The organism is Streptomyces sp. NPDC044106, from assembly GCF_056433985.1.
Map to the genome: position 1 here is coordinate 45,016 of NZ_JBWKFZ010000014.1, position 12,483 is coordinate 57,498.

The 12,483-nt window shown below is 68.3% G+C and carries 11 protein-coding genes; 5 read left to right on the forward strand and 6 right to left on the reverse strand.

What is annotated here, in order from left to right; translation table 11 throughout:
• The first annotated feature begins 8 nt into the window (after window positions 1-8).
• The 5 genes from AC07DI_RS25510 to AC07DI_RS25530 all read left to right on the forward strand — a co-directional run bounded on the left by AC07DI_RS25510 (window position 9) and on the right by AC07DI_RS25530 (window position 4,739).
• On the forward strand, window positions 9-524 hold the full coding sequence (locus tag AC07DI_RS25510; RefSeq protein ID WP_384252522.1) for a Jag family protein: 516 nt from the start codon (window positions 9-11) through the stop codon (window positions 522-524).
• 100 nt (window positions 525-624) lie between these two features.
• A complete protein-coding gene (gene rsmG / locus AC07DI_RS25515) occupies window positions 625-1,341 on the forward strand; it encodes a 16S rRNA (guanine(527)-N(7))-methyltransferase RsmG (RefSeq protein WP_384252524.1) in 717 nt (238 codons plus the stop codon).
• 284 nt (window positions 1,342-1,625) lie between these two features.
• Window positions 1,626-2,702 (forward strand): ParA family protein, encoded by a 1,077-nt coding sequence (locus AC07DI_RS25520; RefSeq protein WP_384252527.1) that lies wholly within the window; start codon window positions 1,626-1,628, stop codon window positions 2,700-2,702.
• Window positions 2,699-3,814, forward strand: coding sequence for a ParB/RepB/Spo0J family partition protein (locus AC07DI_RS25525; RefSeq protein ID WP_478906232.1), 1,116 nt, complete (start codon window positions 2,699-2,701; stop codon window positions 3,812-3,814). Before AC07DI_RS25520 ends, AC07DI_RS25525 begins: the two co-directional genes overlap by 4 nt.
• A 307-nt stretch (window positions 3,815-4,121) precedes the next feature.
• On the forward strand, window positions 4,122-4,739 hold the full coding sequence (locus AC07DI_RS25530) for a GNAT family N-acetyltransferase (protein WP_384252533.1): 618 nt from the start codon (window positions 4,122-4,124) through the stop codon (window positions 4,737-4,739).
• A gap of 118 nt (window positions 4,740-4,857) precedes the next feature.
• Here AC07DI_RS25530 and trxA read toward each other — a convergent pair whose 3' ends face one another.
• The 6 genes from trxA to murJ all read right to left on the reverse strand — a co-directional run bounded on the left by trxA (window position 4,858) and on the right by murJ (window position 12,439).
• Complete coding sequence (trxA, locus tag AC07DI_RS25535; protein WP_478906233.1) at window positions 4,858-5,193, reverse strand: thioredoxin; 336 nt, start codon at window positions 5,191-5,193, stop codon at window positions 4,858-4,860.
• Window positions 5,194-5,239: 46 nt separating this feature from the next.
• Entirely contained in the window at window positions 5,240-6,217 is a 978-nt protein-coding gene (gene trxB / locus AC07DI_RS25540) for a thioredoxin-disulfide reductase (protein ID WP_478906234.1), read from the reverse strand.
• Between the two features lie 212 nt (window positions 6,218-6,429).
• The gene (locus AC07DI_RS25545) at window positions 6,430-7,377 is read right to left on the reverse strand and encodes a hypothetical protein (protein ID WP_478906235.1); all 948 of its coding nucleotides are present in this window, start codon (window positions 7,375-7,377) and stop codon (window positions 6,430-6,432) included.
• Entirely contained in the window at window positions 7,374-8,108 is a 735-nt protein-coding gene (gene sigM, locus AC07DI_RS25550) for an RNA polymerase sigma factor SigM (RefSeq protein WP_478906236.1), read from the reverse strand. Before sigM ends, AC07DI_RS25545 begins: the two co-directional genes overlap by 4 nt.
• Before the next feature lie 40 nt (window positions 8,109-8,148).
• Window positions 8,149-9,864 carry a protein kinase family protein gene (locus AC07DI_RS25555; RefSeq protein ID WP_478906237.1) on the reverse strand — a complete coding sequence of 572 codons (1,716 nt, stop codon included), beginning with the start codon at window positions 9,862-9,864 and terminating at the stop codon, window positions 8,149-8,151.
• A gap of 118 nt (window positions 9,865-9,982) precedes the next feature.
• Window positions 9,983-12,439, reverse strand: a complete 2,457-nt coding sequence (murJ, locus tag AC07DI_RS25560) for a murein biosynthesis integral membrane protein MurJ (RefSeq protein ID WP_478906238.1) — start codon at window positions 12,437-12,439, stop codon at window positions 9,983-9,985.
• Between the last annotated feature and the right edge of the window lie 44 nt (window positions 12,440-12,483).

Below are 12,483 nucleotides of genomic sequence, written 5' to 3' on the forward strand. Positions count from 1 at the left end.
CCCATCCAGTGACGGAAGGCACCACCACCTCCGCCGCAGCTGAGGCCGGCGACACCCTCACCCACCTCGAGCAGGAGGGTGAGATCGCGGCGGATTACCTCGAGGGTCTGCTCGACATCGCCGACCTCGACGGCGACATCGACATGGACGTCGAGGCCGACCGGGCCGCTGTCTCGATCATCAGCGACTCCAGCAGCCGCGATCTGCAGAAGCTGGTCGGGCGTGACGGCGAGGTCCTGGAAGCTCTCCAGGAGCTCACGCGTCTCGCCGTCCACCGCGAGACCGGCGACCGCAGCCGCCTGATGCTGGACATCGCGGGTTACCGCGCCAAGAAGCGCGAGGAGCTCTCGGAGCTGGGCGCCAAGGCCGCGGCCGAGGTGAAGAGCTCCGGCGAGCCGACCAAGCTCGAGCCGATGACGCCGTTCGAGCGCAAGGTCGTGCACGACGCGGTCAAGGCCGCCGGCCTGCGCAGCGAGTCCGAGGGCGAGGAGCCGCAGCGCTTCGTCGTCGTACTCCCTGCCTGACCGGCACAGCGTCTCCTGGCCCCGTCTGCTCGCAGGCGGGGCCGATCTTTGTCAGCCTGATAGACAGCCACCCCCAGTGCGGTACGGAAGGACGGTCCCCGTGACGGAGGCAGCGGAGCTCCCCCCGGCGCCGGAAGAGGCCCGGACGGTTTTCGGCGATCGCTTCTCGGACGCGGTCCGGTACGCGGAACTGCTGGCCGATGCGGGAGTGCAGCGGGGACTGATCGGCCCGCGCGAGGTGCCACGGCTGTGGGAACGGCACCTGCTGAACTGCGCCGTGCTGTCCGAGGTCGTGCCCGAGAACGTCAGCGTGTGCGATGTCGGCTCGGGCGCCGGGCTGCCGGGTATCCCGCTGGCCCTAGTCCGGCCGGACCTGAAGATCACGCTCCTTGAGCCGTTGCTGCGGCGTACGAACTTCCTCAACGAGGTCGTGGAGCTGCTCGGTCTCGACCATGTGACAGTTGTGCGGGGGCGCGCTGAGGAAGTCCTCGGCAAGCTGCCGCCGGTCCACGTGGTGACCGCGCGGGCCGTCGCACCGTTGGACCGCCTGGCGGCCTGGGGCGTACCGCTGCTCCGCCCGTACGGGCAGATGCTGCTCCTGAAGGGCGATACCGCCGAGGAGGAGGTCAAGGCGGCGGGTGCTGCCCTGAGCAAGCTCGGCGCGGTGGGCACCTCGGTGCTGCACGTCGGTCAGGGCGTGGTGGACCCGCAGTCCACGGTTGTCCGCGTCGAGGTCGGGGAGAGCCCCGGCGGTGTACGTTTCGCGGCCAAGCGGGCCAAGGCCGCTCGCACCGGCCGTACTCGTCGTCGCCGATGAACGCTCCGGCTGCCGTTGTTGATCCGTCCTGACGACGAGCCGTACTCCACAAAAGCTGTCAAACGTACGCATACCGGGGTGTCGCGCCAGCGGCACCCCGGCTGCCGTGCATCGTGTTTCACGTGAAACGTCGCTCACTGCTGCATGGCATCATCAGTCGCGGCCGCGCTGCGGAACCTCGCGACCGCCGACCACTCGGTTCCCTCGATAAGGGCACGGAGTTGTCCACAGAGGTGGATTCGTCCACAGAAGACCCGGCCTCGCTGGTTCATGACCCTCAAAGCATGGGAGGCTCTGTTCATTGCGAGCCTGATGTCGAGGAGAGTGAATCCTTGCGGTCCGACGCCAACATCGCGGGACCGATGACCGATCCGGTCCCCGGTCCCCGTACCGAGTCGGCGGGGGAGGATGTTTCACGTGAAACACCGCCCCCGATGGACGACACCCCCATCGGTCGTGCTGCCCAACTGGCTGTGGAAGCGCTTGGCCGCGCAGGCGAAGGTCTGCCGCGTCCCGAGCAGACCCGCGTCATGGTGGTCGCCAACCAGAAGGGCGGAGTGGGCAAGACGACGACGACCGTCAATCTCGCCGCCTCGCTCGCTCTGCACGGTGCCCGCGTCCTGGTGATCGACCTAGACCCGCAGGGAAACGCCTCCACGGCTCTCGGTATCGACCATCACGCCGAAGTACCGTCCATCTACGACGTCCTGGTCGAGAGCAAGCCGCTCTCCGACGTCGTCCAGCCGGTGACTGATGTCGAAGGACTCTTCTGCGCCCCGGCCACCATCGATCTCGCCGGTGCGGAGATCGAGCTGGTGTCACTGGTGGCGCGGGAGAGCCGACTGCAGCGGGCGATCCAGGCGTACGAGCAGCCGTTGGACTACATCCTCATCGACTGCCCGCCGTCCCTCGGCCTTCTGACGGTCAACGCGCTGGTGGCGGGCGCGGAGGTGCTGATCCCGATCCAGTGCGAGTACTACGCGCTGGAAGGGCTCGGTCAGCTTCTGCGCAACGTCGACCTGGTACGGGGCCACCTCAACCCGAACCTGCACGTGTCGACGATCCTGCTCACCATGTACGACGGCAGGACCCGTCTTGCCTCCCAGGTGGCGGACGAGGTGCGCAGCCACTTCGGTGAAGAGGTCCTGCGGACGAGCATTCCGCGATCGGTTCGCATCTCCGAGGCCCCCAGCTACGGCCAGACGGTGCTCACCTACGATCCGGGATCGAGCGGTGCCCTCTCCTACTTCGAAGCGGCGCGAGAGATCGCACTGCGGGGAGTCGGAGTGCACTACGACGTCCAGCACGCCCACATGGGCGCTCAGAAAGACCAGCACAGCATGACGGAGGGGATGCAGTGAGCGAACGACGGAGGGGATTGGGCCGAGGCCTCGGTGCCCTGATTCCTGCAGCCCCGACGGAGAAGCAGCCCTCGCACAGCGCGGGACCCTCGACCTCTCCCTCGGCAGTTCCGGTACTGACTGCCGAGCGCGGCGTGGCGGCCGCGAAGGTGACGTCGCTTCCCCAGAGCCCTGTTGCACCTGTTTCACGTGAAACAGCGGAGCCGCCCCAGCAGTCCATGGAGGTGCCGGAGACAGTCGCTGGCGCACACTTCGCCGAGCTGCCGCTGGACGTCATCACGCCCAATCCGCAGCAGCCGCGAGCGGTGTTTGACGAGGACGCTCTCGCCGAGCTGGTGACCTCCATCAAGGAGGTCGGCCTGCTCCAGCCGGTCGTCGTACGGCAGGTGGGTCCCGCGCGCTATGAGCTCATCATGGGCGAGCGGCGCTGGCGAGCCTGCCGGGAAGCCGGTTTGGAGCGCATCCCCGCCATCGTGCGGGCAACGGAGGACGACAAGCTCCTTCTGGACGCGTTGCTCGAGAACCTGCACCGGGCCCAGCTGAATCCGCTGGAAGAGGCTGCGGCCTACGACCAGTTGCTCAAGGACTTCAACTGCACGCATGACCAGCTGGCCGACCGCATCGGCCGGTCCCGCCCGCAGGTCTCCAACACGCTGCGACTGCTGAAGCTCTCGCCGACGGTGCAGAACCGGGTCGCTGCCGGGGTCCTCTCCGCAGGGCATGCCCGTGCGCTGCTTTCCGTCGAGGACTCGGAGGAGCAGGACCGGCTCGCGCTCCGCATCGTGGCCGAAGGTCTCTCGGTGCGTGCTGTCGAGGAGATCGTGACCCTCATGGGTTCGCGGCCACAGCGCGCTCCGAAGGCCAAGGGGCCGCGTGCCGGCGCCCTGGTCTCGCCGGCGCTGAACAAGCTCGCCACCCGGCTCTCGGACCGATTCGAGACGCGGGTCCGGGTGGACCTCGGTCAGAAGAAGGGGAAGATCGTCGTTGACTTCGCCTCTCTGGAGGACCTGGAGCGCATCCTCAGCTCACTCGCCCCGGGCGAAGGGCCGGTGCTGAAGAACGGGCTTGCCGAGGTGAACTCGGAAGACGCGTCCGAGAACGGCAAGGGCTGAGCCTCGTAGGTCGGCACTGCGAGAGCGGGCCGTGTCCGGTGTGTACCGGAACACGGCCCGCTCTTTGCTTTCCTACGGTTTCGGTGCAATCACATCGTGGATACGATGCGTTCAGGTATGGCGCATCCACCTGACGGCACCTCATAGGGGAGGCAGGGGCCATGCGATCGATGGGCCGCACCGGACTGATGACCGCAGGCCTCGGGCTGGGAGCGGTCGGCGGCTTCGTCGGCAGCCTGATCAGGGAACACAGCGCTCTGGCAGCCGCCCGCAGCGCGGCGGCCGAGGGAAGTGAGGAACCGCCTTCATGGGGCGTCGGCTCGTACCGCTCACACTGGACAACCTCCCGGATCTCCCCAATCGGTGCCGGGCGTGCGTCTTCTGGGAGCTGGACCCGGTCAGTGGCCAGGCCGCGGTAAAGACCGGCACCGCGGAGCTGGAGAAGGAGGCGTGGATCTCCGGCGTCCTGCTGGAGTGGGGGTCCTGCGGCCGAGTCGTCTACGTCGACGACGTGCCGGTCGGATTCGTTCTCTACGCGCCTCCGGCGTACGTACCGCGCTCCACGGCATTTCCCACGAGCCCTGTTTCTCCCGACGCCGTTCAGCTGATGACGGCCTGGATCATGCCCGGCTACCAGGGGCAGGGGCTGGGCCGAGTAATTGTCCAGACGGTCGCGAAGGATCTGCTGCGGCGGGGGTTCAAGGCCATCGAAGCGTTCGGGGACGCGCGGTGGGAGAAGCCGGCGTGTGTGCTTCCCGCGGAGCATCTTCTGGCGGTGGGCTTCAAGACGGTCCGCCCGCATCCTGCCTATCCGAGGATGAGGCTCGAACTGCGCACGACGCTCTCCTGGAAGGAGGACGTCGAGATGGCGCTCGACCGACTGCTGGGAGCGGTGCAGAAGGAACCCGTCCTCCGGCCGTTGTGACCACAGGAGTCGGATGAGGTCCTAGACGCACGAACCCCTGAGGTTAGCCGAAAGACGAATGGACCAGCCCTGCGGAGGGACTGGTCCATTCGTGTTTCACGTGAAACATCGACGCTGATTACTCGGCGATGAAGTCCGCCAGGTCCTTCTCGATGGCGCCCTTCGGCTTGGCACCGACGATGGTCTTGGCGACCTCACCGTGCTGGTACACGTTCAGCGTCGGGATGGACATGACGCCGTACTTGGCGGCCGTGCCCGGGTTCTCGTCGATGTTGAGCTTGACGACCTCGATTTTGTCGCCGTGCTCGGCCGCGATCGCCTCCAGGGCGGGCGCGATCTGGCGGCACGGGCCGCACCAGGCGGCCCAGAAGTCCACCAGTACGGGCTTGTCGCTCTTGAGGACGTCCTCCTCGAAGGAGGCGTCCGTTACCTGCTTCAGGTTGCTGTCGGCCACTGCGGGGCTCCTCGTTACTCGGGGTGTTGCGTGGGTGGAGTCGAAATCAGACGCTGGCGGTGGGGGTCTTCTCCGGCTCAGCGGCTTCGGCGTCGGACAGCGCCGCCAGGAAGCGCTCGGCGTCGAGAGCGGCGGAGCAGCCGGTGCCGGCTGCCGTGATCGCCTGACGGTACGTGTGGTCGACCACGTCACCGGCGCCGAAGACACCGGTCAGGTTGGTCCGCGTCGAGGGCGCGTCGACCTTCAGGTAGCCCTCGTCGTCCAGCTCGAGCTGACCCTTGAAGAGCTCGGTGCGCGGGTCGTGGCCGATCGCGATGAAGAGGCCCGTCACCGGCAGCTCGGAGGTCTCACCCGTCTTGAGGTTGCGCAGCGTCAGACCCTCGAGCTTCGGGTCGCCCTTGATCTCGGCGACCTCGCTGTCCCAGATGAACGAGATCTTCGGGTCGGCGAAGGCGCGCTCCTGCATCGCCTTGGAGGCACGCAGGGTGTCACGGCGGTGCACGATCGTCACGGACTTGGCGAAGCGCGAGAGGAAGGTGGCCTCCTCCATCGCGGTGTCACCGCCACCGATCACGGCGATGTCCTGGTCCTTGAAGAAGAAGCCGTCGCAGGTGGCGCACCAGGAGACACCGCGGCCGGACAGGGCGTCCTCGTTCGGCAGGCCCAGCTTGCGGTGCTGCGAACCGGTCGTGACGATGACGGTCTTCGCGCGGTGTACGTTGCCCTGGGTGTCCGTCACGGTCTTGATCTCACCGCTGAGGTCGACGGCGACGACATCGTCGGGCACGAGCTCGGCACCGAAGCGCTCGGCCTGAGCCCGCATGTTGTCCATGAGCTCAGGGCCCATGACGCCGTCCTGGAAGCCGGGGAAGTTCTCCACCTCGGTGGTGTTCATCAGCGCACCGCCGGCGGTGACGGCGCCCTCGAACACCAGCGGCTTCAGCGACGCGCGCGCGGTGTAGAGCGCCGCCGTGTAGCCGGCGGGCCCGGAGCCGATGATGATCACGTTACGGACGTCGGTCACGGCTTGATTCCTCGTCTCTGGGGACTGCTGCGTAGTGCTGGTGGGGCCCGTCTCAGGGCTCTCACCCCACCCAACGGATCCTACGGGGCATGCATTCCCCGACATGGCCGAGCGCACGGAAGCACGGCAGAAGGAAGAGTGCCATGTGCCACAAGACCGCTGGCAGCGGCGTCGAGCGCCTACCGGGCAGCGCGGCAAAAAGCCTGCGGGGGTCAGCCCTGCGAGTACGTGTGCGTCATGAGAACCCTGCCTGCGGCGGGCGAGGACCTGCCCACACAGGCGGCATCGACGACGTACGCGGAGACCTTGGTGCTGTCGGAGGCATGGGGCACCACGACGAGGTAGGCGCGCTTGCCTTCGTACGAACCCTGCTCGGCAGCGAGCGGCGTCCTGTCGCCGATGCCGCGCTGGATGCACTCGGGCACCTGGACCGCCTTCAGCGGAGAGTTCTTCTCCGGGGAATTCGGGCTGGAGCGTGTGTCGAAGGACGGCGTGGAGACCTCTGACTTCCCCGGGGGCTCTTTGACGCTGCTCTTGTCGAGGAGAGCGGCTATCTGTCCTTCGAGCTTTCCTTCGGAGAAGGAGTTCGCGGAGTCCTTGTGCTTCTGGGCCGCTCCCGTCGTCTCCGGGTCACCGCCCATGGTCTGGATCAGCAGGGTCCCCAGGCCGATGGCAGCCGCCGTGAAGACAGCACCTAGCACCGTCGTACGCCTCCGCGTGGTTCGCAGACGGCTACCGCGCCCTGGGCCGGTGGCAGCACGGGGGTGTCCTGCGGGCCTGTCGGTTGCTCCGGAGAGAGCAGGGGCGGACGCTGTTTCACGTGAAACACGTGCGGCGGCAGGAGGCGAAGGAGCGGCTGCGGACTCGGAGACCACATCCTCCGGGGCAAGGTCTTCGGAGGTGTTGGCGTCCAGCAGCGCTTCGGCCGCCAGTGCCGCGTCGATGCGACCGGCGACATCGTCCGGCATCCGCGGTGGGCCGGGGAGAGTGCCGAGCAGGCCGCGGATCTCCTCCAGGGAGGCGTAGACGTCTGCGCAGAGTTCACAGCCGTCCAGATGCCCTCGTACGTCGCTCGTGCGTGACGGGGGGAGCAAGCCCTCGCTCAGATCGGCGATCTCCGCGACGTCCGGGTGCCCGTCCGAGTCGGTCGTGGTTGTCACGCTCGCCCACCTCCGCCCTTCACAGCAGCTGAATCGCTCGATCCCGTATCTCGTGGTCCCGCTGCCGGTGGGACGGATGCCCCCTGCGTCCGGTTCCTTCCCGTGCCGGGCCTCTTGCCATCGTCGGCGTCGTCGCTGTCCGCGTCACTCGGAGGGGGCTCCGTACGCAGATGAGTGAGGAGCGGCAGCAGTCTGGCTCTGCCGCGTGCACAGCGGCTCTTGACCGTGCCGGTGGGGACGTCCAGGACGCGGGCCGCCTCCGCCACCGGGTAGCCCTGCATGTCGACCAGGACGAGTGCGGCACGCTGGTCATGGGGGAGGGTGCCCAGCGCCTCCTGGAGCTCCCGGTGCAGGTCGTCGCGCTCGACCGGGGCGGCCGCTGATTCCTCGGGCTCCAGGAGCTGCTCAAGGCGCTCGGCGTCGTCGATGGGAGAGGTCTTGCGCGAGGCCGCCTTGCGAGCCCGGTCGAGGCAGGCGTTCACGGTGATCCGGTGCAGCCACGTCGTCACTGCGGACTGCCCGCGGAAGGTGTGTGCCGCGCGGTAGGCGGAGACCAGGGCGTCCTGCACCGCGTCGGCCGCCTCCTCACGGTCCCCGAGAGTGCGCAGCGCCACCGCCCACAACCGGTCACGATGACGCCGCACGAGCTCACCGAAGGCGTCCTTGTCACCGGCGACGTGACGGGCGAGGAGGTCCTTGTCGCTCAGGTCACCGTGCGCGGTGCCGTCCATCGCCGAACCCCCTCCCCCAGAGCCGTGGCGGGCCGCTTCTTCAGCCCCTGAGCTTCACGTCCGTGATGGCTTGCTTGTATCCCGCCTGGTAGTACCCGTCCTGCCCGGAGTTCGGCACGTCGGTGATCCAGAGGAGTACGTACTGCGACTTCACGGGCTTCCTGGCCTTGATCGTCGCCGTCTTGCCCGATGTGGTGGCGGCACCGATCTTCTTCATGGACTTGATGTCCGTCGAAGGGATCAGCGAGTCCGTGGCGTACAGCTCGACCGTGGTGTGGTCGCCCCCATAGCGAAGGGCCACCGACGCCTCCGACACATCTCGTTCCGATCCGAGGTCGTAGACGATACCTACACCGGGCTTGTACGGGGCAAGACGTGGTCCCTCGTTGAACGTCTTGGTGCGCCAGAGCGTGGACGGGTCATTGTCATAGGTTTTGGGGACGTCCCCCGGGGCCTGGGCGCTGCCCTTCAGGACCAGCTCCTGGCCCCCCTTGATCTGGATCGGCTTCATGGGCTTGGGCTGGCCCTTGTCGCCGCCGCCTCCGGTGGTGTGCGACGTGCCGGAGTCGTTGGAGTTCTCGCGCTTCATCAGCGCGTCCGCCAGCTGCCAGCTGCCCAGGCCCAGCGCGGCGATGAGCAGCGCGGAAACCCCCCACTTGAGGACCTTGCCGGTACGGCTCTGCAGCGGAGGCGGGGGTGTCGGTACGGGCTGAGTGACTCCCGGATGGGCCGCGGGACGACCGTACGTGCCCTGCTGGTACGTGGTGCGCTGGTACTCGGGGGGCGCGGTGAACACGGGCTCCGGCGGGCGGATGCGGGGCATCTCGCCGATCGCCTTCACCAGTTCCTCCGGCGTCGTGCACGGAGGGTCCTGGCGGGACGCGGTCGCACCGTCATTGACGAGCGCGCGCATGGCGAGCTCGGAAAGCCCACGATGGACGCCCGCGCGCACCTGGTCGGGGGCGATGAGACCGACGTCCTTGGGGAGCCCGGAGAGGCCGTACGCATCATCCTCGTACGGCCAGCGCTGCGTCAGCGAGGCGTACAGGAGAGCACCGATGGCTTCCGTGTCGGCGCGCTGAGGGGTCTCGGAGCTGATGCCACGCAGCGCGGCGTTCACGGCGAGACCGCGGATGCGGTACTGCCCGGTGGAGGTGCGCAGCACGGCGCTGGGAGCCAGCCGCAGATGTGCGAGGCCCTCCCGGTGGGCCGCGGCCATGGCCTGGGAGACCTGGTTGACGAGCTGGTAGGCGTCGTGTGCCTCGAGCGGACTCGCAGCCAGGAGCGTGGTGAGCTCCGTGGCGTCCGGCAGCCACTCATGGACCACGTAGACGAGGTCGTTCTCCTCCACCGCGTCCAGGACCTGCACGAAACGTGGGTCGCCGAGCAGCGCCGAGGAACGGGCCGCGGCGAGAACCGAGCGTGCCCGCGGATGGTCGGCAGGCAGGAGATGCACGCCGACGGCACGCCGGAGCTTCTCGTCGACCGCGCGCCAGCTGCTGAAACCGTCCAGACGGGTGACGCACTCTTCGAGTCGGTAGCGTCTGGCGAGTTTGTGGCCACTGTGCAGTTCTGGGGGTGCGGACGCCCCGCGGCTCGTGGGCTTGTCGTTCTCCGCCCCGTCTTCTTCTGCTGCCGTGTCCCGCTCCCGGGTCTGGGCCACCCCGTCGGCCGTGGCCTGCTCCGCCTTGGCGGTCAGCGGCTCATCACCGCTGTTGTCTGCCACGTCGACGGCAGCCGTGCTCCGTTCTGCCACCGTCGTTCCTGCCTCCCCATCCGTTGCGCTTCGTCAGACGCCAAAGCCAATTGTGCCCACAGTCTGGCGCTATGCACGACACACGGTGGCCGACGATGGTTGTGCGAGGCCGACCATCTCAGCGACCGAGACGGCCGCGGACCATGCCGACCATCGAGTTGAGCTCCGCGATACGCATGCGCTTCGCGGCGATGAAGAAGACGCCGAGCAGCACCACGCCTCCGGCGATGAGCGCCCCCAGCGACCCGATGACGCCCTGGCCGAGCGCCTTGGTGACCATGTACGCGGCGCCGCCGCCGAGCACCGCCCCGGGCAGCGCGGCAATGCCCAGACGAGCGTAGGTACGCAGGACATGGGCACCGTCCAGGTCACCGCCGAGGCGCTTGCGCAGCCTGCGCCAGGCGACGCCCACGCCGATGGCGTACGCGAGACCGTAGACGGCGGCCATGCCGGTCACCGCCCAGCGGGTGGGCAGAACCACGTAGCAGGCCGCTGAGGCGGCGGCGTTCACGGCAGCGACGATCACCGTGTTGTAGAAGGGCGTCCGGGTGTCCTCGTAGGCGTAGAACGCGCGGAGCACGACGTACTGCACGGAGTACGGGATGAGGCCGAGGCCGAAGGCCATCAGCATGAAGCCCATGTTGGTGGCCTGGGCGCTGCCCGAAGAGCCGAAGATCAGGGTGCACATGGGGATGCCGAGCGCGACGAATCCGAAGGCGATCGGAACGATCGCGACCGCCGTCGTGCGCAGCCCCTGGGAGATGTCGTCGCGAACGGAGCCGGTGTCCCCGTCCTGTGCGGAACGGGAGAGCCGGGGCAGCAGGGCCGCCATCAGTGAGACCGTGATGATGGCCTGCGGGAGGCCCCAGATGAGCTGCGCGTTGGCGTAGGCGGCGAAGCCGATGCCGCTAGTCGAGGGCAGGTCGACGGTGGACGCGGTGGCCAGCTGGGTGACGACGAGGGCGCCCGCCTGGTTGGCAAGGACGAACAGGATCGTCCACTTGGCGAGCTTGGCGGCCTTGCCCAGGCCGTGTCCGCGCCAGTCGAAGCGCGGGCGCAGACTGAACCCGGTCTCGCGCAGGTACGGGATCATCGCCAGGGCCTGGACGACGAGACCGAGAAGGACACCGATACCGAGGAGGCGCTCGGCCTCCGGAGGGATGCTGGTGACGGTCATGCCGGATGTCTCTGACGTGCCGTACACCCAGATGAACATGCCGAGCGTGAAGATGATGACGATGTTGTTGAGGACCGGGGTCCACATCATCGCGCCGAACTTGCCGCGCGCGTTGAGGATCTGCCCCATCACCACGTGCACGCCCATGAAGAAGATCGAGGGCAGGAAGTACCGCAGCAGCGTGGTGCCGACATCGGTGGCCGCCGCGTCATCGGCGACCGGGACAGACATCATCCGCACCAGCTGGGGGGCCAGCACGATGCCGAGGACGGTGAGCACGCCGAGCGCGACCGTGACGAGGGTCAGCAGACGGTTGGCGTACGCCTCGCCGCTGTCCTCGTCCTCCTTCATGGAGCGCACCAGCTGCGGTACGAACACGGAGTTGAGACCGCCGCCGACGGTGAGGATGTAGATCATCGTCGGAATCTGGTAGACGACCTGGAAGGTGTCGCCGAGCAGGCCGACGCCGAGCGCCGAGACGATCAGGGCGGAGCGGATGAAGCCGGTGAGGCGCGAGACGAGCGTGCCCGCCGCCATGACGGCGCTGGACTTCAGCAGGCTCGACGCGCGGCCGCCCGACTTGGCGGCGGGTGCGGGTGCGGGTGCGGGCGGCGGCGGGGTGGGGTCGGCTGCCGGTGCCGGAACGACGGGCTGCTCGCCGACGGGCGGATAGCCCCCGGCCGCGGGCTGCTGGTAGCCGGCGCCCTGCGGATAACCCTGGCTCTGCTGATAGCCGTCGCCCTGGGGGTAGCCGTTGTCCTGGGGATACTCCCCCTGGGGGTAGCCACTCTGCTGATAGGCACCCTGCTGGTAGCCGCCCTGCTGATATCCGCCTTGCTGATAGCCGCCTTGGGGATGAGCGTCCTGCTGATAACCACTCTGGGGGTACGCGTCCTGCTGGTAGCCGGCGTGCCGGCCCTGGTAGCCACCGGGCTGCTGGTCGCGGAAGAGATGAGCGAAGGCGTCCGGCTCGTGGCGCTCCTCGCCCGCCTGGGTGACCAGGTCGTCGACGCCCACGAACTGCGTTGTCCGGGCATCGTCACCGTACGGGAGGTGGCGGGTCGGCCCCTCCGGCTCGGGGGCCGGGGTCTGCGCCCACCTGCGGGGGTCGGGTGCGTACTGCGAGGTGGGTGGCTGAGCGTAGAGCGGCTGCTGCGGGTAGGTGCCGGGCGGCGGCGGGGGATGTGCCGCGCGGTCGTAGAGCGCCTCGGTCACGGGGTCCTGGGCGGAGAGGTCCTGCGCCCGGTAGGGATCCTGGTCGTAGGCGTCCTGGAGATACATGTCCGGCGCGGGCTGCGGTGGCACCTGCCCGTGCTCGGGGGAGCCGGGCGGTGGGCCCTCGGGCGAGGCGGAACCGCCCGTGCCCTGGCCACGGTCACCGTCGTACGGCGCGTTCATGGTTACCCCACCTCATCGTCCCCGGGCCCACGGGCCACGACATC

Bases quoted from the DNA above. Each gene is read 5' to 3' on its own strand.
- sigM (WP_478906236.1), bottom strand. From the start codon at position 8,108: ATGGACGGCACCGCGCACGGTGACCTGAGCGACAAGGACCTCCTCGCC.
- AC07DI_RS25530 (WP_384252533.1), top strand. From the start codon at position 4,122: ATGGGGCGTCGGCTCGTACCGCTCACACTGGACAACCTCCCGGATCTC.
- murJ (WP_478906238.1), bottom strand. From the start codon at position 12,439: ATGAACGCGCCGTACGACGGTGACCGTGGCCAGGGCACGGGCGGTTCC.
- AC07DI_RS25520 (WP_384252527.1), top strand. From the start codon at position 1,626: ATGGGAGGCTCTGTTCATTGCGAGCCTGATGTCGAGGAGAGTGAATCC.